20 protein-coding genes are annotated in these 21,517 nt (G+C 66.2%); 15 read left to right on the top strand and 5 right to left on the bottom strand.

From position 1 onward, the window contains the following. Window positions 1-24 precede the first annotated feature (24 nt). From MJ606_RS00610 to map, 5 genes are all read right to left on the bottom strand, one after another. Window positions 25-1,092, bottom strand: a complete 1,068-nt coding sequence (locus tag MJ606_RS00610) for a VIT1/CCC1 transporter family protein (RefSeq protein WP_243047430.1) — start codon at window positions 1,090-1,092, stop codon at window positions 25-27. A gap of 1 nt (window position 1,093) precedes the next feature. Then, a complete protein-coding gene (locus MJ606_RS00615) occupies window positions 1,094-1,450 on the bottom strand; it encodes a Spx/MgsR family RNA polymerase-binding regulatory protein (RefSeq protein WP_243047432.1) in 357 nt (118 codons plus the stop codon). Continuing rightward, window positions 1,447-2,274, bottom strand: coding sequence for a 2,3,4,5-tetrahydropyridine-2,6-dicarboxylate N-succinyltransferase (gene dapD / locus MJ606_RS00620; protein ID WP_243047433.1), 828 nt, complete (start codon window positions 2,272-2,274; stop codon window positions 1,447-1,449). Before dapD ends, MJ606_RS00615 begins: the two co-directional genes overlap by 4 nt. 84 nt (window positions 2,275-2,358) lie before the next feature. Next, complete coding sequence (gene glnD, locus MJ606_RS00625; RefSeq protein WP_243048546.1) at window positions 2,359-5,007, bottom strand: [protein-PII] uridylyltransferase; 2,649 nt, start codon at window positions 5,005-5,007, stop codon at window positions 2,359-2,361. A 134-nt stretch (window positions 5,008-5,141) separates the two neighbouring features. Next, window positions 5,142-5,909: a type I methionyl aminopeptidase gene (gene map / locus MJ606_RS00630; protein ID WP_243047434.1), complete on the bottom strand. Its 768-nt coding sequence runs from the start codon at window positions 5,907-5,909 to the stop codon at window positions 5,142-5,144. 345 nt (window positions 5,910-6,254) lie between these two features. Between map and rpsB the strand changes: the two genes are divergently transcribed. The 15 genes from rpsB to MJ606_RS00705 all read left to right on the top strand — a co-directional run bounded on the left by rpsB (window position 6,255) and on the right by MJ606_RS00705 (window position 21,517). After that, window positions 6,255-7,139, top strand: coding sequence for a 30S ribosomal protein S2 (gene rpsB, locus MJ606_RS00635; RefSeq protein WP_243047435.1), 885 nt, complete (start codon window positions 6,255-6,257; stop codon window positions 7,137-7,139). 58 nt (window positions 7,140-7,197) lie between these two features. Further along, entirely contained in the window at window positions 7,198-8,076 is an 879-nt protein-coding gene (tsf, locus tag MJ606_RS00640; protein ID WP_243047438.1) for a translation elongation factor Ts, read from the top strand. A 240-nt stretch (window positions 8,077-8,316) separates the two neighbouring features. After that, entirely contained in the window at window positions 8,317-9,039 is a 723-nt protein-coding gene (gene pyrH, locus MJ606_RS00645; RefSeq protein ID WP_243047440.1) for a UMP kinase, read from the top strand. Between the two features lie 118 nt (window positions 9,040-9,157). After that, on the top strand, window positions 9,158-9,715 hold the full coding sequence (gene frr / locus MJ606_RS00650) for a ribosome recycling factor (RefSeq protein WP_243047441.1): 558 nt from the start codon (window positions 9,158-9,160) through the stop codon (window positions 9,713-9,715). Between the two features lie 22 nt (window positions 9,716-9,737). Further along, complete coding sequence (gene uppS / locus MJ606_RS00655) at window positions 9,738-10,478, top strand: polyprenyl diphosphate synthase (RefSeq protein WP_243047442.1); 741 nt, start codon at window positions 9,738-9,740, stop codon at window positions 10,476-10,478. A 13-nt stretch (window positions 10,479-10,491) separates the two neighbouring features. Then, on the top strand, window positions 10,492-11,310 hold the full coding sequence (locus MJ606_RS00660) for a phosphatidate cytidylyltransferase (protein WP_243047444.1): 819 nt from the start codon (window positions 10,492-10,494) through the stop codon (window positions 11,308-11,310). Next, complete coding sequence (locus MJ606_RS00665; RefSeq protein WP_243047445.1) at window positions 11,307-12,497, top strand: 1-deoxy-D-xylulose-5-phosphate reductoisomerase; 1,191 nt, start codon at window positions 11,307-11,309, stop codon at window positions 12,495-12,497. Before MJ606_RS00660 ends, MJ606_RS00665 begins: the two co-directional genes overlap by 4 nt. Window positions 12,498-12,519: 22 nt before the next feature. Next, window positions 12,520-13,866, top strand: a complete 1,347-nt coding sequence (rseP, locus tag MJ606_RS00670; protein WP_243047446.1) for an RIP metalloprotease RseP — start codon at window positions 12,520-12,522, stop codon at window positions 13,864-13,866. Window positions 13,867-14,082: 216 nt separating this feature from the next. Further along, window positions 14,083-16,578, top strand: a complete 2,496-nt coding sequence (gene bamA, locus MJ606_RS00675) for an outer membrane protein assembly factor BamA (protein WP_243047447.1) — start codon at window positions 14,083-14,085, stop codon at window positions 16,576-16,578. Between the two features lie 119 nt (window positions 16,579-16,697). Further along, entirely contained in the window at window positions 16,698-17,726 is a 1,029-nt protein-coding gene (gene lpxD, locus MJ606_RS00680) for a UDP-3-O-(3-hydroxymyristoyl)glucosamine N-acyltransferase (RefSeq protein WP_243047448.1), read from the top strand. Then, the gene (fabZ, locus tag MJ606_RS00685; protein ID WP_243047449.1) at window positions 17,719-18,192 is read left to right on the top strand and encodes a 3-hydroxyacyl-ACP dehydratase FabZ; all 474 of its coding nucleotides are present in this window, start codon (window positions 17,719-17,721) and stop codon (window positions 18,190-18,192) included. The genes lpxD and fabZ overlap by 8 nt, the downstream gene beginning before the upstream one ends. Beyond that, window positions 18,189-18,962: an acyl-ACP--UDP-N-acetylglucosamine O-acyltransferase gene (lpxA, locus tag MJ606_RS00690; RefSeq protein ID WP_243047450.1), complete on the top strand. Its 774-nt coding sequence runs from the start codon at window positions 18,189-18,191 to the stop codon at window positions 18,960-18,962. Before fabZ ends, lpxA begins: the two co-directional genes overlap by 4 nt. 83 nt (window positions 18,963-19,045) lie before the next feature. Next, complete coding sequence (gene lpxB / locus MJ606_RS00695; RefSeq protein WP_243047452.1) at window positions 19,046-20,257, top strand: lipid-A-disaccharide synthase; 1,212 nt, start codon at window positions 19,046-19,048, stop codon at window positions 20,255-20,257. 40 nt (window positions 20,258-20,297) lie between these two features. Continuing rightward, on the top strand, window positions 20,298-20,909 hold the full coding sequence (rnhB, locus tag MJ606_RS00700) for a ribonuclease HII (protein WP_243048547.1): 612 nt from the start codon (window positions 20,298-20,300) through the stop codon (window positions 20,907-20,909). A gap of 392 nt (window positions 20,910-21,301) precedes the next feature. After that, the gene (locus MJ606_RS00705) at window positions 21,302-21,517 is read left to right on the top strand and encodes a hypothetical protein (protein ID WP_243047453.1); all 216 of its coding nucleotides are present in this window, start codon (window positions 21,302-21,304) and stop codon (window positions 21,515-21,517) included.

Genomic DNA, 21,517 nt, shown 5'->3' on the forward strand with positions numbered 1-21,517 from the left:
CTCAGATAAGCGAACGGCGCGCCGTCACCCGACCAGCGCCGCACCCAATACATGACCCACGGCATAGGTAATCGCGGCGGCGGACACGGTGATGCCAAGTTGACGCGCGATGGAAAACGCCATGCTACGCCCGGTGAACAAGGCCGTGCCCATGCCGATCAGCACCAGCCCGGCGGTGGTGGAACCCATGCTGGCCAGGAACGCGGCATGGCCGTGCAGGAACAGGTACGGCACCACCGGAAAGAACGCGCCCAGCGCGAACAGGCAGAACGACGAGATGGCGGCGCCATAGGCGGAACCACCCAGCTCTTCTGGATCGATACCCAGATCCTCGCGCACCAGGGTGTCGAGCGCCGTACGGGGGCGCTCGGAAATCTGCTCCGCCAAGGCTTCCGCCGTGCCGGGCTCCATGCCCTTCTCGCGATAGATGCCGGCGATGCTGCGCGTGCCGTCTTCCGGCGCCACCGCCAGGCGTTCGGCGCGCGCGGCAATCTGCGCCTGATAGAACTCGCGCGAACTGTTCACCGACAGCCACTCGCCCAACGCCATCGAACACGCCCCCGCAACCAGTCCGGCGAAACCCGCCAGCAGAATGGCATGGTCACCCGAGGCGGCGCCGACCATGCCCATCACCAGACTGGCGTTGGAAACCAGCCCATCGTTCGCTCCCAGCACCGCGGCACGCAGCGTATTGCCGCTTTGCGTGCGATGGCGGCCACTGCGCGTGGTCGGCGCCTGGGGTTCGAGGAAATGATCGCGATGGCCGCTGCGGTCCACCGGCGTCGGCAGATGATCGGCATGCTCCAGCCGCACCACCGTGGGCATCACGAACTCAGTGCCGAACTGGCGCGCAAACCAGGTCAGCACGCGCACGCGCGCACCGGCTCGCGGTGGCGGCACGGCCGCTCCCATCTGCTTGAGCCTTGCTTCCCAGAACAGCGCATTGGCGCGCTCGCCATCGGCAATGCGGCGATAGGCGCGACTGAGGCGCTCGTCCGACGCCAGCTCGGCCAGGTTGTCGTAGAGCGCGGCGTTGTCGCGCTCGATGCGCAGGTTGCCGCGATAGTGTCTGGCCGAGCGTGGCTTGCTCATGTCACTTGCCGAACAGCTTCTTGAAGCCGTTGTCGCTGAAACCCACGCTGACCGCTCCATCCTCCTGCAGTACTACCGGGCGGCGGATCAGGGCCGGGTATTCCTTGAGCAGCAACGTCCACTCCGGATCACTGCCCGGGTTCTTGCGCTGCGGCAGCAAGCCGCGCCAGGTGGTGGAAGCCTTGTTGACCAGCTTCTCCCAACCGCCCAGCTGCTGCGCCCATACCTTCAAGGTCGCGGCCGGCACGGGGTTCGCGCGATAGTCGACAAAGGTAAACGGCACCTCGAAGCGATCCAGCCAGTTGCGCGCCTTGCGGCAGGTATCGCAGGTGGTGAGGCCGTACAGCGTCACGCTCATTCGGCGCTCCGCAGCAGTTCGTTGATGCCGGTCTTGCTGCGCGTCTTCTCGTCCACCTGCTTGACGATGATCGCGGCGTACAAGCTGTGCGTGCCGTCCTTGGACGGCAGGCTGCCGGCCACCACCACGCTGCCGGCCGGCACTCGGCCGTAGCTGATCTCGCCGGTGGCGCGGTTGTAGATGCGGGTGGACTGGCCCAGGAACACGCCCATGCCGATCACGCTGCCCTTCTCCACGATCACGCCCTCGACCACTTCCGAGCGTGCGCCGATAAAGCAGTGGTCCTCGATGATGGTGGGGTTGGCCTGCAGCGGTTCCAGCACGCCGCCGATGCCGACGCCACCGGAAAGATGCACGCCCGCGCCGATCTGCGCGCACGACCCCACCGTGGCCCAGGTGTCGATCATGCTGCCCGCGCCCACATGGGCGCCGATGTTCACGTAGCTGGGCATCAGCACGGCGTCTTTCGCCACGTGCGCGCCACGGCGCACCAGCGCGCCAGGCACCACGCGCGCGCCCAGGCCCTGCAGCTCGGCGTCGTTGCCATGGGCGAAGCGCAGCGGCACCTTGTCGAACGCCAGCGCCGGGCCGCCATCGACTACGCGATTGCCGTTGATGCGGAAATACAGCAGCACGGCCTTCTTGATCCACTGGTTGACCGTCCAGCCGCCGTTGCCATCGGGCTCGGCCACGCGGCGCTCGCCCGATTCCAGCAGGTCGATGACCTGTTCCACGGCGGGACGCAGATGGGTTTCGATCTCGGCCTGGGTCAACTCGTTGCGACGCTCGAAGGCGTCATTGATGAGGGATTCGATGCTTTGCATGGCGTTGGGATGCGAGGGGATAACAGCCACGCATGCTAACGGAACCGGCGTATTCAGGGCGAGGCATCACGCGCCTGCCCGCGCCTAAGCCCGTCTGGCCGTCCCCAGCCGGTCCAGCAGGGCGTGCAGCAGGCGGTCCTGCTGCTCCACGCCCAGCGGCGCGTCGTGGCGGTCGGTGATGAGGAAGAAATCTTCCACGCGCTCGCCGAAGGTGGCGATGCGCGCGTCGTGCACGCGCACGCCGGCATCCATCATGGCCTGCGCGACCGCCGCCAGCAGGCCCGGGCGATCGCTGCACACCAGCGCCAGGCGCGTGCGTCCGCCCACCGTGCTGAAGGCGATCTTGGGCGCCGCCTGGAAATGCTTGAGATGGCGCGACATGCTGCGCCGCGACGGCTGGTGCGCATGCCCGGGCTGCGACAGCGCGCGATGCAGGCGTTGCTTGAGTTCGTCCGCGCGCTCGGCGCTGGCCGGCTGCTGGGTGTCCGATTCCAGCAACAGGAACGTATCCAGCGCCATGCCGGTGGATGAACTGAGCACGCGTGCTTCCATCACCGAGAAGTGCAAGCGGTCCAGCATGGCCGTCACCGCCGCGAACAGGCCGTCGCGATCCGGCGCGTAGACGAACAGCTCGGTGGTGCCGCGCACCGACTTGGGGTGCACTTCCACCAACGGCGTGGCGCCGCGCGCATGCAGGATCGCCGCGGTCTGCCAGGCGATCTGCTCGGGATGATGGCGCAGGAAACTCGACTCCGGAAAACCACGCCAGATGCGCCGGCAGTCGTCCGCCGTATAGCCGTCCACTTGCAGCAGCGCCAGTGCCTTTTCACGACAGGCACGCACGCGCGCCTCGGCGTCCGCGGGCAACTGGTCCTCGCTGCGCAGCGCGTAGCGCGTGGCGGTGTAGAGGTCCGCCAGCAGGCGATCCTTCCAGCCGTTCCATAGCTTGGGGCTGGTACCGATGATGTCGGCGATGGTCAGCAGGTAGAGCAGGTCCAGCCGCTCGGCCTCGCCCACGGTTTCGGCAAAACGCTGCACCACGTCGGGATCGGTGATGTCCTGGCGCTGCGCTGTGGTGCTCATCAACAGGTGCCAGCGCACCAGCCAGGCGATCAGTTGCGTGTCTTGCTCGGGCAGGCCCAGTCGATGACCGAAGGCCAGCGCCTCCTCCTCGCCGAGCACGGAGTGATCGCCACCACGCCCCTTGGCGATGTCGTGGAACAACGCAGCGAGCAGCAACAGCTCGGGCTTGGCCAGCGTGGGCCAGATCTCGCAGGCGATGGGAAATTCGGCGGCCGCGGCCGGCTCGGCGAAGCGGGCCACGTTGCGCAGCACCCGTAGCGTGTGTTCGTCCACCGTGTAGACATGGAACAGGTCGTACTGCATGCGACCGAACACCTTGCCGAACGCCGGCAGGATGGCGGCGAGCAAGCCATGGCGATTCATGCGCCACAATGCCTCCACCGCGGGCGCGCCCAGCCGCAGCAGGCGCAGGAAGGCGGCCAGCACCTCGGCATCGTCGGCCAGCGTGGGCCCCAGCGCCGCGGTGGCCTGGTGAATGCGCCGCATGGTGTCGGCGGTGAAACCGGTGATGCCCGGTTCGCCCAGGCGCACGATAAACGCCTCCACCAGCGCCGCCGGGTGGCGCATGAAGAGCTCGCCATCGCGCACGGCAAGACGGTGGCCGTAGCGGATGAAATCCTCGCCTACCGGTTGCGCGGCAGTCGGCGTTTCGAGCATTTCCTCGAAGCGCTCGGCAATCTGCACGCCCAGTCGTTCCACCTGGCTGGCCGCGCGGTAATAGCCCTGCATGAACTGCTCGACGCCGAGATTCTTCGCGTGCTCGTCCTGGAAGCCCAGCCGGGCGGCCAGCGCGCGCTGGTAGTCGAACAGCAGCCGTTCCTCGGGCCGGCCGGCCTCCAGGTGCAAGGCGAAACGGTAACGGCGCAGGGTAGCCTCGGATTGTTCCAGGCTGTCCTTCTCGGCCGGATCGAGCAGACCCTCGCCCACCATGTCCTCGAAGTCGTCGGCATGCGCCAGGCGACGACCGAGCCAGCGCAATGAATCGAGCGTGCGCAGACCACCGGGGCCGTCCTTCAGGTTGGGCTCCAGGTTGTAGGCGGTGTCGTTGTAGCGCGCATGGCGCGCATCGCGTTCGGCCAGGCGCGCCGCCAGGTACGCGGCCGGCGGCCATAGTGCGGGGTCGTCGATGATCGCCTTGAGGCCTTGCTCCAGCGCCGCATCGCCCACCAGCCGCCGCGCATCGAGCAGACTGGTGAACACGCTGGCGTCCTGCGCCGCCAGCGCGCGGCACTGCGCGAGGTCGCGCACCGCATGGCCGACCTTCAGGCCGATATCCCACAGGGTGGCGAAACACTGTTCCAGCGCGCGCAGGCGCGCCGGTTCGGACGGCCCCACCAGCGCCAGCAGGTCGACGTCCGAATACGGAAACAGCAGGCCACGGCCGAAGCCGCCCACAGCGAACAATGCCGCGTCGCTGACCTCGCCGAGGCAGGCCGTCCACACGTGCACCACGACGCGCTGCACCGACTCGCTGCGACGACGCGCCAGCGCGGTGGCGTCAGCGCCGTCGCGAAAGGCCGTGGCCAACGCGCGATCGACGTCGCCCAGCAATTGCCGCAGCGCCCGCCGCGCATCGCTAGACACGCCCGAGCGCGGCACCACCGGCGGCAGGCGCGGCAAGGGGGGAAGCACGATGGGGGCGACAGGCATGGGCTGGAAGCGCTTGGGGCGACATGACAAGTCTGCCATGCGCGCGCCGTATCAGGGTCCCACGGGGCCCTCAAGGACAACCACGTGCTGACGCCAGGACTCGAACAGCCCCAGCACCACCACGGCAACGCGCCTCAGGCCGCGTCAGGCCAGGGCGTCAGGATCTCGAAGCCATCGTCGGTCACCGCGATGGTGTGCTCCCACTGTGCCGAGAGCGAATGGTCCTTGGTGACCACCGTCCAGCCATCGGGCAACTGCTTGGTCTGCGGCTTGCCGGCATTGACCATCGGCTCGACCGTGAAGGTCATGCCCTTCTTCAGTTCCAGCCCGGTACTCGGCCGGCCGTAGTGCAGCACCTGCGGTTCGTCGTGATAGACCTTGCCGATGCCGTGGCCGCAGTACTCGCGCACCACCGAGAAACCCGCCGCCTCGGCGTGCTTCTGGATGGCCGCGCCGATGTCGCCGAGGGTGGCGCCGGGACGCACCGCCTCGATGCCGCGCATCATCGCCTCGTAGGTGGTGTCCACCAGGCGCTTGGCCAGCACCGACGGGGTGCCGACGAAATACATGCGGCTGGTGTCGCCGTGCCAGCCGTCCTTGATGACGGTGACGTCGAGATTGATGATGTCGCCGTCCTTGAGCACCTTGCCCGGGCTGGGAATGCCGTGGCAGATCACATGGTTGACCGAGGTGCACAGCGTCTTGGGGAAGCCGTTGTAGCCCACGTTGGCGGGAATCGCCTTCTGCACGTTGACGATGTGCTCGTAGGCGAGCCGGTCCAGGTCCTCGGTGGTGACGCCGGGCTTGACGTGCTCCTTGAGCATGGCCAGCACTTCAGCCGCCAGCTTGCCGGCCTCGCGCATGGCCTGGATGTCTTGGGGGGTTTTCAGGGTGACTGCCATAGTTCCACTCACATGGCGACAAATTGGCCGGGTTCAACGTGAAATCCCAGGCAACTTGCCGCGTCGCCGGCGTACCGGCTACAATTTCGAAGTTTTGCTGACCACCTGTGCCCGATTTGATCGATTCCACCGGTAGTCGCAAAGCGGAGGAGATTGTAACCGCGTTGCGGTACAAGCCCCCAAGTCCTTGATTGGACACTTAAACGCCACACACGCATCGGCACCGCCTTCGGGGTGCCGTGGTACGCCCACCACATGATAAGGGCTGCCACGGTCGAAGCCGGGGATGCGTGGAGGTCCCAACCCCCGGGTCTTCAATAGGCCCATTTAAATCGGAGTTACCCCATGGCTCAAGTCACCATGCGCCAGATGCTCGAAGCTGGCGTCCATTTCGGTCACCAGACCCGTTACTGGAACCCGAAGATGGCCCCGTACATCTTCGGCGCCCGCGGCAAGATCCACATCATCAACCTCGAGAAGACCCTGCCGCTGTTCACCGACGCGATGAACTTCCTCTCGGCGATCGCGCAGAAGCGCGGCACCGTGCTGTTCGTCGGCACCAAGCGCTCCGCCCGTGAGCCGCTGGCCGAGGAAGCCGCACGCGCCGGCATGCCGTTCGTCACCGCCCGCTGGCTCGGCGGCATGCTGACCAACTTCCGCACGGTCAAGCAGTCCGTGGCCCGCCTGAAGGAGCTGGAAGCCGCCGAGACCGACGGCAGCTTCGAGAAGCTGGTCAAGCACGAAGTGCTGGCCCGTCGCCGTGAGCGCGACAAGCTCGAGAACTCGCTGGGCGGCATCAAGGACATGAACCGTCTGCCCGACGCGCTGTTCATCATCGACATCGGCCACGAAGACATCGCCGTGCAGGAAGCCAAGAAGCTCGGCATCCCGGTCATCGCGGTGGTCGACACCAACTACAACCCGGAACTGGTCGACTACGCCATCCCGGGCAACGACGACGCCATCCGCGCCATCCAGCTGTACGCCCGCGCTGCCGCTGACGCCATCCTCGAAGGCAAGGCCGCTGCCCCGGCTGCCGCCCAGGGCGACGCCAACGAGTTCGTCGAGCTGGACGAAGAAGGCAACCCGGTGGCCAAGGACGAGCGCAAGGCTGCCCCGCCGCGCCGCGACAACCGCGGTCCGGCCAAGAAGGGTGCCGGCGCACCGCGTCGTGACGGCGGCCGTGGCGGCCGCGGTCGCGCCGACGAGTCTTCGTCGGACGGCGAGTAAGCCTTACCCGCCCCGGCCTTCACCGGCCGGGGCGCTTCAAAGATTCTGAGGAACCCAGATGACTGCCATTACCGCAAAACTGGTTAGCGAACTGCGCGAGCGTTCGGGCGCCGGCATGATGGATTGCAAGAAGGCCCTGGTCGAGAACAACGGCGACATCGAAGCCGCTGTCGAGTACCTGCGCAAGACCGGCCTGGCCAAGGCCGACAAGAAGGCCAGCCGCGTCGCCGCCGAAGGCCTGATCGCCGCCGCTTCGGCCAACGGCCAGGCCGTGCTGGTCGAGATCAACAGCGAAACCGACTTCGTGGCCAAGGCCCCGAACTTCAAGGAATTCGCCGACTCCGTCGCCGACGTGGCGCTGAAGTCCGGCGCTGCCGACGTCGACGCGCTGAAGGCCGCCGCCCACCCGGCCGGCGGCTCGGTCGAAGAGGCTACCAAGGCCCAGATCGCCACCATCGGCGAGAACATCCAGGTTCGTCGCATGGTGCGCATCGCCAACGACGGCCCGCTGGCCACCTACCTGCACGGCGGCCGCATCGGCGTGATCGTGGCGCTCAAGGGCGGCTCGGAAGAGCTGGCCAAAGGCATCGCCATGCACGTGGCGGCCATGAACCCGCCGCACATCAAGCCGGAAGACGTCCCGGCCGAGTTCATCGCGAAGGAAAAGGACATCGCGCTGAGCCAGATGACCGACAAGGACAAGGCCAAGCCGGCCGAAATCCTGGAAAAGATCATCTCCGGCAAGATCAACAAGATCGTCTCGGAAGTGACCCTGGTCGGCCAGCCGTACGTGCTGGACACCAACGTCACCGTCGGCGACGCGCTGAAGAAGGAAGGCGCGGACGTGGTGGCCGTGGCTCGCCTGGTCGTGGGCGAAGGCATCGAGAAGGTGCAGGAAGACTATCTGGCCGAAGTGCAGAAGGCGATGCAGGTCTAACCACCTCGCCGTCCTCGTACGCCCAAAGAGCCGCGGGAGACCGCGGCTCTTTTGTTTTATGAAAGCCCTGTTCCGGCCCAACCCGCCTCCTTGCGAAGCGGGTCGCGACCGTGCGCCGGATGTCGGCGCCCCCTCGACCAAGCGGCGCTTTTCCCCTGCCACCACGGCATAAAACCCTTACCCGCTCGCGTCGCTGTCGTTACAATGCGCACGTTTTGCCCCACACAATCCGGAGACCCCATGAGCGCACCGTTTAATTACCGCCGTATCCTGCTCAAGCTCTCCGGTGAAGCCCTGATGGGCGAGGCCGATTACGGCATCGATCCCAAGGTCATCGGCCGCCTCGCCGACGAAATCATCGAAGTACAGCGCGCCGGCATCCAGGTCGGCGTGGTCATCGGCGGCGGCAACATCTTCCGCGGCGCCGGCCTCGCCGCCGCCGGCATGGATCGCGTCACCGGCGACCACATGGGCATGCTCGCCACCGTGATGAACGCGCTGGCCATGCAGGACGCCATCGAACGCAAGGGCGGCTACGCCCGCGTGATGAGCGCGATCCAGATCCACGACGTGGCCGAGGATTTCATCCGCCGCCGCGCCATCCGCCATATCGAAAAGGGCCGCATCGTGCTGTTCGCGGCCGGCACCGGCAACCCGTTCTTCACCACCGACTCCGCCGCCGCGCTGCGCGCCGTGGAAGTGGGCGCCGACCTGCTGCTCAAGGCCACCAAGGTCGACGGCGTGTACACCGCCGACCCGGCCCGCCACAGCGACGCCACGCGCTACGACCACCTCACCTACGACGAAGTGATCGAGCGCAAGCTGGCCGTGATGGACACCGCCGCCATCGCGCTTTGCCGCGACCACCGCATGCCGCTGCGCATCTACGATATGACCGTGGCCGGCAACCTCATGCGCATCATGGGCGGCGAGCACATCGGTACGCTGGTGTCGGACCACTGAGCCGTTACTTCCCCTCCCCTCGAATGACCCGCGGGGGAGAGGAAGCACCGCCGCCCATCCCGCGCCCACACCACCCCCTGCTATACTCGCCGGCTTGCACGGATTACGGGGAGTACCCATGCTCAATGACATCAAGAACGATGCCCAGACCCGCATGGGCAAGAGCATCGACTCGCTCAAGCACGACCTGACCCGCCTGCGCACCGGCCGCGCCAGCACCGCCCTGGTGGAAGGCATCAAGGTGCCCTACTACGGTTCGGACATGCCGCTGAACCAGGTCGCCACGATCGCGCTGGGCGATTCGCGCTCCATCATCATCACGCCGTTCGAGAAGAGCCTGATCGGCCCGATCGAAAAGGCCATCATGGCCTCGGACGTCGGCATCACGCCGACCACCGCCGGCGTCGTGATTCGCCTGAACATGCCGCCGCTCACCGAAGAGCGCCGCCGTGAGCTGGCCAAGCACGTGGCCCATGAAGGCGAGAACGCCAAGGTCGCCATCCGCAACGTGCGTCGTGACGCCCTGCAGCAGGTCAAGGACCTGCTCAAGGAAAAGCTGATCACCGAAGACGACGAGCGCCGGGCCGAGGATGAAATCCAGAAGCTCACCGATCGCTTCGTCAAGGACGTCGACAGCGTGGTCAAGCACAAGGAAGAGGAGCTGATGGCGCTCTAAGCGCCATCAGAGAGCCTGTTCCATGACCAGCGCCGATATCGCGCGGCTGCCGCGCCACATCGCCATCGTGATGGATGGCAACGGCCGTTGGGCAAAACTTCGTCACCGCCCGCGCACGTTTGGCCACAACGCCGGACGCAAGGCGGTTCGCGCCGTGGTCGAAAGCTGCCTGCGCGAAGGCGTGAAGGTGCTCACCCTGTTCGCCTTTTCCAGTGAAAACTGGCGGCGTCCCGAGGACGAGGTCAGCGCGCTGATGGAGCTGTTCCTGCGTGCGCTGGACAAGGAAGTGGACGAGCTGCATGGCAACGGCGTGCGCATTCGCTTCGTCGGAGACCTGAATGCGTTCGATGCCGGCCTGCGTCAACGCATGCTCGCCGCCATGGCGCGTACGGCCGGCAACGATGCCCTGCACCTTAACGTGGCGGTGAACTACGGCGGCCGCTGGGACATCGTGCAGGCGGCGCGCAAGGCGGCCGAGGCGGTCGCGCGCGGCGAACTGCGTGCCGAGGAGATCGACGAGCAACTGCTGGGTCACTGGATGTGCCTGTCCGACCTGCCGCCGCTGGATCTGTTCATCCGCACCGGTGGCGAGTGCCGTGTCAGCAATTTCCTGCTTTGGCAGCTGGCCTATGCCGAGCTGCATTTCACCGATACCCTCTGGCCTGACTTCGACCACGCGTGCCTGAAGAGCGCGATCGAGGACTACGCCCGCCGTGAGCGCCGCTATGGGCGCACCGGCGAACAGGTCGCCCAAAAGGCGTAACCCAAGGATCTGCATGCTGCTCCAGCGCACCCTCACCGCTCTGCTACTTGCTCCGTTGGTGATCGGCCTGATCCTGCTGACGCCGACCTGGCTGTTCGCACCGATCATCGCCATCGCCTTCCTGGCCGCCATGTGGGAATGGACCCGCCTGTCGGGCCTGCAGGACCTGGCGGTACGCGGTGCCCTGCTGGTCTTCACGGCCGTGCTGCTGGCGCTGTGCTGGTGGGTGCGCGATACCGCGTGGTGGCCGGCGCTGATCGGCCTGGGCGTGCTCTGGTGGGTCGCGGCCGGCCAGTGGCTGCGCCACTTCGCCTTTGCTGCCGCGCCGACGCGTGAGAACCTCCTGTTCAAGCTGGGTGCCGGCCTGCTGGTGATCGTGCCGGCCTGGGTGGCGGCCGTGGCCATCCACGGCTCGGGCGCATACGGCCACTGGTGGACCCTGCTGGCCCTGTTCATCGTGTGGGCGGCGGATATCGGCGCCTATTTCAGCGGTCGCCAGTTCGGCCGGCGCAAGCTTGCCCCCACCATCAGCCCGGGCAAGACCTGGGCCGGCGTCTATGGCGCGTTCGTGGCCGGCGCCGCCGTGGCGCTGGGCGGCGGCCTGCTGCTGGGCGTGCACGGCGGCCAGCTGGCAGGCCTGCTGGTGCTGTCCGTGGTGACGGTGGTCGCCTCTATCGTCGGCGACCTGCTGGAGAGCCTGATGAAGCGGCATGCCGCCGTAAAGGACTCGGGCAGCCTGTTCCCGGGACATGGCGGCCTGCTCGATCGCCTCGACAGCGTGTTCGCCGCCCTGCCCGTGTTTGCCATCGGCAAGCTGCTGCTGGGCCTATGAGCACGTCGACCCTCCGCCATGTCGCCGTCCTGGGGGCCACCGGCTCCATCGGCGGCAGCACGCTCGACGTCATTGCCCGTCACCCCGCGCGCTTCCGCGCCAGCGTGCTTACCGCGCATAGCAACGTGGCGGCATTGGCCGATTTGTGTGTCCGTCATCGGCCCGAGCTGGCCGTCATCGCCGATCCCGCGCTGGAAGGTGAACTGGCCCGTCGGCTGGCTGCCGCGGGCGTCCGTTGCGAGGTCGCCAGCGGCCACGACGCCATCACGGCGGCCGTGGCGGGCACGTTCTGCGACACCGTGGTCGCCGCCATCGTCGGCGCCGCCGGACTCGACTCCACCCTGGCCGCCGCGCGCACCGGCAAGCGCCTGCTGCTGGCCAACAAGGAATCCATCGTGATGGCCGGCCCGCTGTTGCTGGCCGCGCTGGCCGAGGGTGGCGGCGAGCTGATTCCGGTGGACTCCGAGCACAACGCAATCTTCCAGTGCCTGCCAGGCGGGCGCCCCGCGCTGGCCAGCAGCGGTGTGCGACGCCTGATACTCACCGCCTCCGGCGGCCCGTTCCGCGGGCGCAGCCGCGCCGAACTGGCGGGCGTGACGCCGGAGCAGGCCTGCAAGCACCCCAACTGGGTGATGGGGCGCAAGATCTCGGTGGATTCGGCCACGCTGATGAACAAGGGCCTCGAAGTGATCGAGGCGCATCATCTGTTCGGCGCATCACCCGACGTCATCGACGTGCTGGTCCATCCGCAAAGCCTGGTGCACTCGCTGGTGGAATACGTGGACGGCTCGGTGCTGGCCCAGCTGGGCAATCCGGACATGCGCACGGCGATCGCCCACGCGCTGGCCTGGCCCACCCGCATCGAAGCCGGCGTGTCGCCGCTCGACCTGGCCGCCTCGGCACCGCTGGCGTTCGAGTCGCCCGACCTGGCCACCTTCCGCTGCCTCGCGCTGGCCTTCCAGGCCCTGCGCGCCGGCGGGGATGCGCCGGCCATCCTCAACGCCGCGAACGAAGTGGCGGTGGAAGCGTTTCTCACGGGCGGCCTGCCCTTCCTCGGCATCGCCGATCTGGTCGAGAGCGTACTTACGGAACTGCCGCCGCAAGCTGTGGTCGATGTCCAGACCCTGAATGAACGCGACCGGACAGCCCGCGACGCCGCCCGACGCCTCCTCCGCAACGCGTGCTGACAAGCCTGATAAGCTCTTACAGATGAATAGTCTCTTCGGTTCCGTGTTCTGGTTGCTGGTTACGCTTGGCGTGCTGGTGACCTTTCACGAATTCGGCCACTACTGGGTAGCGCGACGCTGCGGCGTCAAGGTGCTGCGCTTCTCCGTGGGCTTTGGCCGCGCGATCTGGAAGCGCATCGGCAAGGACGGCACCGAATACCAGGTGGCCATGATCCCGCTCGGTGGCTACGTGAAGATGCTGGACGCCCGCGAAGGCGAGGTCGACCCTGCATTGGTCAACCAGGAATTCACCGGCAAGCCGGTGTGGCAGCGCATCGCCATCGTCGCAGCGGGCCCGGGCTTCAACCTGATCTTCACCCTCGTGGCGTTCTGGGCGATGTTCATGGTGGGCAAGCCGGACGTCGCCCCGGTGATCGCCGCCGTGCCGCAGAGCATCGCGGCCGAGGCTGGCGTCCGCACCGGCGACCGCATCCTGGCCATCGACGGCAGCCCGGTGGCGACCTGGAGCGACGCCATGGATGCCGTGGTCAACGCGATGCTCGGCCGCGACCCGCTGCCGGTCGAAGTGCGCGGCACCGATGGCGCCGAGCGCAAGCTGGTGTTGCCGCTCAATCAGCTCCCTGCCGGTGAAGACATCGGGCAGTACCTCGACAAGCTGGGCCTGAAGCTGGCTCCCCTGCCCCCCGTCGCCGCGACGGTGCTGCCGGGCAAGCCGGCCGCCGAGGCCGGCATGAAGGGTGGCGACCGGATCCTGACCATCAATGGCCAGGCCATGAGCAGCTATGACGACTTCCAGCACGCGATCCCGCTCGACGCGGCCAAGTCGCCCGCCCTGGATGTGGTGGTCGAGCGCGACGGCAAGACGCTGCCGCTGACGATCACCGCGCGCATGGAGTCGCTGGAAGGTCAGCCCACCACGTGGATCATCGGCGTCTCGCCGCTGGAACGCGAACCCGCCGTGCTGCGCTACGGCCCGTTGAAGGCCGCCAGCGCCTCGTTGCAGACCACCTGGAACACGGCCGCCTCGACCTTCAACATGATCGGCAAGATGTTGACCGGACAGGCTTCCACCAAGAATCTGTCCGGCGTTATCGGCATCGCCCAGGTCGCCAACGCGTCCGCCCATATGGGCGCCGGTTGGTTCCTGAGCTTCCTGGCCATGGTCTCGCTCAGTCTTGCGATTCTCAACCTGATGCCCATCCCCGTCTTGGACGGGGGTTACCTGCTGTATTACCTTATTGAGTTGGTCAAGGGCAGCCCTGTCAGCGAACGCACCATGATGGCCGGTCAGTATGTCGGCCTGGTGCTGCTGTTCACGTTGATGGGATTGGCTTTCTACAACGACATCCATCGCTTCTTGCCCTCGTGATACGTGCTGACTTTGCCGAAAGTCGCACGGTGTCCGGGGGTAATGGCCTGTCCAGGGCTTGCGCATCGATGCGCAAGCCCGTCGGACACGGCGGTGGTTTACCCGACGCATCTGGGGAAGATGCAAGCACCCTTTCAAGGCTGGGCTTGTCCTGGCTTCACGTATTGATCGGGGCGGTTTCGGCCGCCTCATCGGAATAAACCAACGGAATCGACGATGAAGCGTATCGCCGCCCTGATCCTGCTTGCCTCCCTGTCCGCCAATGCACTTGCATTCGAGCCGTTCGTCGTTTCCGACATCCGTATCGATGGCCTCAGCCGTATTTCCACTGGCACGGTGCTCAACTACCTGCCCATCAACAAGGGCGACCGCCTGACCAACGATGCTGCCCAGCGCGCCATCCGTGCCCTGTACCAGACCAAGTTCTTCAGTGACGTGGAGATCGATCGCGAGGGTGACATCATGGTCATCAAGGTGGTCGAGCGTCCGTCGATCGCCAAGCTGTCGCTGCGCGGCAACAAGGACATCAAGGAAGACGACCTGCGCAAGGGCCTGAAGGAGATCGGCCTGTCCGAGGGCGAGACCTTCGACCGCCTGTCGCTGGACCGCGTGCAGCAGGAACTGATCCGCCAGTACTACAACCGCGGCAAGTACAACGTCTCGGTCGACCCGCATGTGACCAACCTCGATCGCAACCGCGTGGCCATCGACATTGAGATCCGCGAAGGCAAGGTTGCCAAGATCAAGGAAATCAACATCGTCGGCAACACGGCGTTCACCGACAAGGAGATCCGCAAGGGCTTCGAGTCGAGCACGTCCAACTGGCTGTCCTGGTACTCCAAGGACGACCAGTACTCGCGCGAGAAGCTCAGCGGCGACCTGGAAAAGCTGCAGTCGTACTACATGGACCGTGGCTATGCGGACTTCGGCGTCGACTCCACCCAGGTGACGATCGCGCCGGACAAGCGCTCCATGTACATCGCCGCCAGCGTCAAGGAAGGCGACATCTACACCATCTCCGACGTGCATCTGCTCGGCGAGCTGATCCTCCCCGAGGATTCGCTCAGGCAGCTGGTGTACGTGAAGAAGGGCGACACCTTCAACCGCAAGGCCATCGAAGCAAGCTCGAACTCGATCAAGAGCATCCTGGCCAGCATCGGCTACGCGTTCGCCAAGGTGACACCGGTGCCGAAGCTGGACAAGGACAAGCGCACGGTCGACCTGACGCTCTACATCGAGCCGGGCAAGCGCGTGTACGTGCGCCGCGTGATCTTCCAGGGCAACACCCGCACGGAAGACGACGTGATGCGCCGCGAAATGCGCCAGCTGGAAGGCAGCTGGTTCTCGCAGCCGGCGATCGACCGCTCCAAGATCCGCCTGCAGCGCCTGGGCTACTTCAAGACCGTCAATATCGACAAGGCCCTGGTGCCCGGCACCGAGGACCAGGTCGACCTGACCGTGAAGGTGGAAGAGCAGTCCGCCGGCAGCCTGATGTTCGGCGTGGGCTACTCGCAGTACTCGGGCATCATCCTGTCCGCGTCGGTGTCGCAGAACAACTTCATGGGCACGGGTGACAGCTTCACCGTGGGCGCGTCGCGCAGCGATTACTCCACGGCGATCAATGCCAGCTACTTCAACCCGTACCTGACCGACAGCGGCGTGGGCATCGGCTACAACGCGGGCTTCACCAAGAGCAATTACGGCGATACCAACAGCGACTTCGTGAACTACGAAAGCAGCATGAAGTCGTTCTCCGCCTTCCTCAGCTTCCCGATTTCGGAAACGGACAACATCCGCACCGGCCTGGGCCTGAGCAGCAACAAGATCAATCTCAGCTACCAGCAAGCCGTTCTGGACGAGAACGGCAACCCCGTCATCGACGCCAACGGCAACACCGAAACCCAGACGGTCAACTACTCGCCGCAGGTGCTGATCGATTATCAGAACGCGCTTGGCCACGAGACCATCCACACCTGGGACGCCACGCTGGGCTGGAACCACGACACCCGCAACGGCTACTGGGCGCCGACCCGCGGCGGCCTGATCTCGCTGTCGACCGATATCGCCCTGCCCGGCTCCACCGTGCAGTACTACAAGATCTTCGGCGAGGCCAACCACTACTGGCCGATCGGCAAGGGCTTCGTGCTGTACGTGGACGGCCAGGTCGGCTACGGCAAGACCTACGGCCAGACCTTCGACAACAGCAGCGACGATGGCCTCTACCAGGCCGGCCAGAAGATCCCGTTCCCGTTCTGGGAAAACTACTACTCCGGTGGTGTGCGCGACGTGCGTGGCTTCCAGGACAACACCCTGGGTCCCCGCGTCTGCGTAGGCACCACGACCAATGCCGCGGGCAAGGTGGTGCCGATCACGCCGAACCCGGATGGCACCTGTACCGGCAGCGTGTACAGCTACGCGCAGCCGCTGGGTGGTGCGTTCAAGGTGCTGGGCACGGCCGAGCTGTACCTGCCGCTGCCGTTCCTGAAGGACATCAACACGGCTCGCGTGTCGTGGTTCGTCGACGTCGGCAACGCGTACTCGAGCTACTCGGCCTTCACCGCCAGCACGCTGCGCGTGTCGACCGGTATTTCGCTGCACTGGCAGGCGCCGATCGGTCCGCTGATCATCAACTTCGCCATTCCGCTGCGTACCCAGGCGGATGACGGCCATTACGAAGAACGCATCCAGTTCACCTTCGGCAGCCAGTTCTGATGCGTTGAATAGCAAAGGGTTGAAGGCAAGGAGAGGGCGCGGCGATGCCGCGCTTTCTTTTTCCGGATACCCGCAAGAGATACACGTCCTACAATGGCCCGATGGCTAGGGAGCCAGGCATGAGCGCTTTCCAAATCACGGTGGCCGAACTCGCCGAGCGGTTCGCCCTTTCCTTCCATGGCGATGGCACTCGCGTCATCGATGGCGTCGGCACGCTGGCAGGCGCTGGCCCGAGCCAGCTGAGCTTCCTGTCCAACAGCAAGTACGCCTCGCAATTGAGCGGCACGCAAGCCGGCGTGGTGGTGATGCGCGAGGAGAACGTGGCGGACAGCCCCGTGACGGCACTCGTCGCGCGAGACCCCTATGTGGCCTACGCGAAGATCGCCGCCCTGTTCGAACGCCTGCCCGCCGCGCCCCATGGCGTCCATGCCAGCGCCGTGGTGGCTGCCGGCGCACGTGTAGCGCCGACCGCCAGCATTGGCCCTGGCTGCGTCATCGAGGACGGCGCGACCATCGAGGACGGCGCGGTGCTAGGCCCCCACTGCATCATCGGCGAGGGCTGTGTCGTGGGTGCGCAGTGCCGCCTGGTGGCACGCGTGACCCTGGTCACCCGCGTCACTTTGGGCAAGCGCGTGCTGGTGCATCCGGGCGCCGTGATCGGCTCGGATGGCTTCGGCCTCGCCTTCGACCGCGACCACTGGATCAAGCTGCCCCAGCTCGGCGGCGTGCGCATCGGGGACGACTGCGAGATCGGCGCCAACACCACCATCGACCGTGGCGCACTCGACGACACGGTGCTGGAAGAGGATGTGCGGCTGGACAACCAGATCCAGATCGCGCACAACGTCCATATCGGCGCGCACACGGCCCTGGCAGGCTGCGCCGCGGTGGCCGGCAGCGCCAAGATCGGCCGTTACTGCATGATCGGCGGCAACGCGGGCGTGCTGGGCCATCTGGAAGTGGCCGACCGGGTTACCATTACCGCCAAGAGCCTGGTCACGCACTCCATACGCGAGCCCGGCGAATATTCCTCGGGCGTGCCGTTGCAGGAGAACCGCCTGTGGCGGCGCAACGCAGCCCGCTTCAAACATCTCGACGAATACGCGCGCCGACTCTCGGCGCTGGAGAAGGACCGCAATAATGAGTGACCTCACCGTGCCCTTCCACCTTCCGGTGACCGTGGAACACATCCAGCAGCTGTTGCCGCATCGCTACCCGTTTCTGCTGGTCGACCGCGTCATCGAACTGGATCCCGGCAAAAGCGTGGTGGCGCTGAAGAACGTGACCATCAACGAGCCGTTCTTCCAGGGTCACTTCCCCGGCCATCCGGTGATGCCCGGCGTGCTGATCGTCGAGGCCATGGCGCAGACCGCAGGCCTGCTGACGCAGATCTCCAGCCGCCTGCAGGGCAACACCGGCAGCCCGCTGTTCTATCTGGCCAAGGTCGACAACGCGCGCTTCAATGCGCCGGTGGTGCCGGGCGACCAGCTGCGCCTGGAAGTGACGCTCAAGCGCCTGCTGCGCAGCATGGGCCTGTTCGAGGCTCGCACCATGGTCGACGGCAAGGAAGTGGCCAGCTGCGAACTGATGTGCGCCGCGAGGTCCGACAAATGATCCATCCCACCGCGCAGATCGATCCTTCTGCCGTTATCGGCGACAACGTCAGCATCGGCGCCTTCAGCGTGATCGGTGCCGAGGTGCAGATTGGCGACGGCACGGTGGTGGGCCCTCACGTGGTGATCGAAGGTCCCACGCGTATCGGCCGTGACAATCGCATCAGCCAGTTCGCCTCGCTGGGCGGCGCGCCGCAGGACAAGAAGTTCGCCGGCGAGCGCACCGAGCTGATCATCGGCGACCGCAACCATATCCGCGAGTTCGTCACCATCAACCGCGGCACCGGCGACGGCGGCGGCGCCACCCGCATCGGCAACGACAACTGGCTGCTGGCCTACGTGCATGTGGCCCATGATTGCCATATCGGCAACAACACCGTGTTCTCCAACTACTCGGCGCTGGCCGGCCACGTGGAAGTCGGCGACTGGGTGGTGATGGCAGGGTTCTCCGGTGCGCACCAGTTCTGCAAGATCGGCGCGCATGCCTTTATCGGCATGGGCTGCCTGCTGGGTTCGGATGTGCCGCCGTTCGTGACGATGGCCAACGAGCAGCGCGGGCGTCCACGCGGCATCAACAGCGAGGGCCTCAAGCGTCGCGGCTTCGATACCGCGCGGATCTCGGCGATCAAGCGCGCGTATCGCACGCTGTACATGGCGGGCCTTACCCTGGCTGACGCACGCGAGCAACTGACGGCACAGGCTGAGGGCAGTGAAGACGTGCGCGCCATGCTGGAGTTCCTCGATCGCAGCGAGCGATCGCTGGCGCGTTGACATGCACCGCCGATAGGGGCTTCGCTCCTATCGGCGAATCAAACGCTCGCTCTTGCCTTTGCTGGCGTCGGTAACCCACAACCATGCCTCAGACCGAAGCGACAAACCAGGCTCCCCTGATCGCCCTGATCGCCGGCGAAGATTCCGGCGATCAGCTCGGTGCCGATCTGATCGGCGCACTGCGCAGGCGCTATCCCGAGGCCCGCTTCGTCGGCATCGGCGGCGCCCGCATGCAGGCGGCAGGCTTCGACTCCTGGTACGACATCAAGGAGCTTTCGCTGTTCGGCTTCGCCGAAGTGGTGTCGCACCTGCCGCGCCTGTTGCGCTTGCGCAAGGCACTCGTCGCACGGCTGATCGCCGCCAAGCCCGCGGTCGTGGTTGGCATCGATGCACCCGACTTCAACCTGGGCATGGAGAAGCGACTGCGCGAGGCTGGCATCCGCACCGTGCACTACGTGAGTCCGTCGGTATGGGCCTGGCGGGAGAAGCGTGCGGAAAAGATCGGCCGCAGCGCCGACCGCGTGCTGTGCCTGTTTCCCATGGAGCCGGCCATCTATGCCAGGCACGGCATCGATGCGCGTTTCGTGGGGCACCCCTTGGCCGATCGGTTTGCGCTGGTATCCGATCGCGCCGGCGCGCGCGAATTCCTGCAGCTGCCGCAAAACGTACCGGTGCTGGCCGTGCTGCCGGGCAGCCGCGGGTCGGAACTGTCCATGCTGGGACGGACCTTTATCGAGGCCGCCCGCAAGGTCGCCGCGAGCCTGCCGGGCCTGCGCATCGTGATCCCCGCGGCCAACGAGCGCGTACACGCCAGCCTGCAGGCCATCCTTGGTGAAGCCAGGGGCGATGATGCGCCACTGCTGCTGCATGGCCATGCGCACGAGGCCATGCTCGCCGCCGATGTGGTGCTGCTGGCCTCCGGCACGGCCACGCTGGAGGCGATGCTGGCCAAGCGACCGATGGTGGTGGGCTATCGCGTCTCGCCGGTGAGCTATCGCATTGCGCGCGCGTTGAACATGCTCAAGACGGACGTCTATTCGCTGCCCAACATCCTCGCCCGCGCGGGCGGCATGGGTGACGACATCGTGCTGGTTCCCGAGCTGATGCAGGACGATTTCACCGTCGACAAGCTTGCCGCCGCCACCCTGGCCCTGTTCCAGGACAGCGAACGGCGCGGCGCCATCGTGGGTGCGTTCGAGCAGTTGCACATGGCGCTGCGTGGCGACCTGGAAGGCCATGCGGGCGACCTCGCCGCCGCCGCGGTGGCCGAACTGGTGGAGGTCGGGCGTGGCTGACAGGAAGGCCCCGACGCGCCCTCGACGCGCATCGCCGTCCCTGCTGGCGACACGCGAGGGAAACCCTGCCCACGTGCTTATCGCAGGCGTCGACGAGGCCGGACGCGGGCCGCTGGCCGGCCCGGTGGCGGTCGCCGCGGTGATCCTCGATCCGGCACGCCCCATCGCGGGCCTCAATGATTCCAAGAAGCTGAGCGAGGCGCGCCGCGAGGCGCTCTATCCGCAGATCATCGAATTCGCCCTGGCCCATTGCGTGGTGCTGGTGATGCCGGACGAGATCGATCGCATCAACATCTTCCAAGCCACCATGACCGGCATGTGCCGGGCCCTTGCGGGCCTCAACCCCGCGGCGCATGAAGCCTGGATCGACGGCAATGCCCTGCCGCGCGAGCTGCCATGCGCGGGCCGCGCCATCGTCGGTGGCGACGCGCTGGAGCCGGCCATCAGCGCGGCATCGATCCTCGCCAAGGTCACCCGCGACCGCTGGATGGTCGCGCTCGACCGCGAGCACCCGGGCTATGGCTTCGCCGAACACAAGGGCTACGGCACGCCCGGGCACCTGGAGGCTCTGCGCCAGCTCGGCCCCTGCTCCCACCACCGGCGCAGTTTTGCGCCGGTGAAGTTGCTGGTGGACCAGGGCGTACTGTTCTGATCGCAGCGATCGGATAGACGTCCATATCAACACCGCTGGGCCACCGCCCCTAGCATCAAAGGGGCCAACGGCGGCGCGTCCGTGCATGCCCAATGACCCACGCTCACTTAGCAATCGTGGGACTAGAATGCAGCAGCCACGAGAGATCCCGTTATCGCCATGGGCGCATGGATTTTTCGTCGAGGCAACCATTTCCGATACCGCTGCATCTGAACAGATACAGGAAGCGAAGTCGCCGGGCCACCCCGCCCACGCCAAACCACCGAAACGCCCGATGCCACGGCGCGGTGTGCTTCAAGCAAAGGCATGGACGCACGAGCCATCCCGTGTGATCCCATCGATCATGCGGCCCTGAGACGCCCACGCGCGCATTCGACCGCAGGAGTCGTGTCATGACGCTTCGCCACCGCCCGCAGAACGCCACGCCATCTGGCCGTACCGGCCAGGCCACCGTGTCGCCAGCGCCGCTCCTGCCCCCCGAGGAGCTGAACACCATCGTCGACGCGGAATACCAGCACGTCGATTACGACCGGCACCCGCTCAAGGTGCAGGGGCTCGATCACTACATCGACGCACCGCCAGGTGACGAGCGATTCCATATCTCATGA

Source organism: Dyella sp. RRB7, assembly GCF_022761115.1.
Taxonomy (GTDB): domain Bacteria; phylum Pseudomonadota; class Gammaproteobacteria; order Xanthomonadales; family Rhodanobacteraceae; genus Dyella.

Bases quoted from the DNA above. Each gene is read 5' to 3' on its own strand.
- MJ606_RS00610 (WP_243047430.1), bottom strand. From the start codon at position 1,092: ATGAGCAAGCCACGCTCGGCCAGACACTATCGCGGCAACCTGCGCATC.
- MJ606_RS00615 (WP_243047432.1), bottom strand. From the start codon at position 1,450: ATGAGCGTGACGCTGTACGGCCTCACCACCTGCGATACCTGCCGCAAG.
- dapD (WP_243047433.1), bottom strand. From the start codon at position 2,274: ATGCAAAGCATCGAATCCCTCATCAATGACGCCTTCGAGCGTCGCAAC.
- glnD (WP_243048546.1), bottom strand. From the start codon at position 5,007: ATGCCTGTCGCCCCCATCGTGCTTCCCCCCTTGCCGCGCCTGCCGCCG.
- map (WP_243047434.1), bottom strand. From the start codon at position 5,909: ATGGCAGTCACCCTGAAAACCCCCCAAGACATCCAGGCCATGCGCGAG.
- rpsB (WP_243047435.1), top strand. From the start codon at position 6,255: ATGGCTCAAGTCACCATGCGCCAGATGCTCGAAGCTGGCGTCCATTTC.
- tsf (WP_243047438.1), top strand. From the start codon at position 7,198: ATGACTGCCATTACCGCAAAACTGGTTAGCGAACTGCGCGAGCGTTCG.
- pyrH (WP_243047440.1), top strand. From the start codon at position 8,317: ATGAGCGCACCGTTTAATTACCGCCGTATCCTGCTCAAGCTCTCCGGT.
- frr (WP_243047441.1), top strand. From the start codon at position 9,158: ATGCTCAATGACATCAAGAACGATGCCCAGACCCGCATGGGCAAGAGC.
- uppS (WP_243047442.1), top strand. From the start codon at position 9,738: ATGACCAGCGCCGATATCGCGCGGCTGCCGCGCCACATCGCCATCGTG.
- MJ606_RS00660 (WP_243047444.1), top strand. From the start codon at position 10,492: ATGCTGCTCCAGCGCACCCTCACCGCTCTGCTACTTGCTCCGTTGGTG.
- MJ606_RS00665 (WP_243047445.1), top strand. From the start codon at position 11,307: ATGAGCACGTCGACCCTCCGCCATGTCGCCGTCCTGGGGGCCACCGGC.
- rseP (WP_243047446.1), top strand. From the start codon at position 12,520: ATGAATAGTCTCTTCGGTTCCGTGTTCTGGTTGCTGGTTACGCTTGGC.
- bamA (WP_243047447.1), top strand. From the start codon at position 14,083: ATGAAGCGTATCGCCGCCCTGATCCTGCTTGCCTCCCTGTCCGCCAAT.
- lpxD (WP_243047448.1), top strand. From the start codon at position 16,698: ATGAGCGCTTTCCAAATCACGGTGGCCGAACTCGCCGAGCGGTTCGCC.
- fabZ (WP_243047449.1), top strand. From the start codon at position 17,719: ATGAGTGACCTCACCGTGCCCTTCCACCTTCCGGTGACCGTGGAACAC.
- lpxA (WP_243047450.1), top strand. From the start codon at position 18,189: ATGATCCATCCCACCGCGCAGATCGATCCTTCTGCCGTTATCGGCGAC.
- lpxB (WP_243047452.1), top strand. From the start codon at position 19,046: ATGCCTCAGACCGAAGCGACAAACCAGGCTCCCCTGATCGCCCTGATC.
- MJ606_RS00705 (WP_243047453.1), top strand. From the start codon at position 21,302: ATGACGCTTCGCCACCGCCCGCAGAACGCCACGCCATCTGGCCGTACC.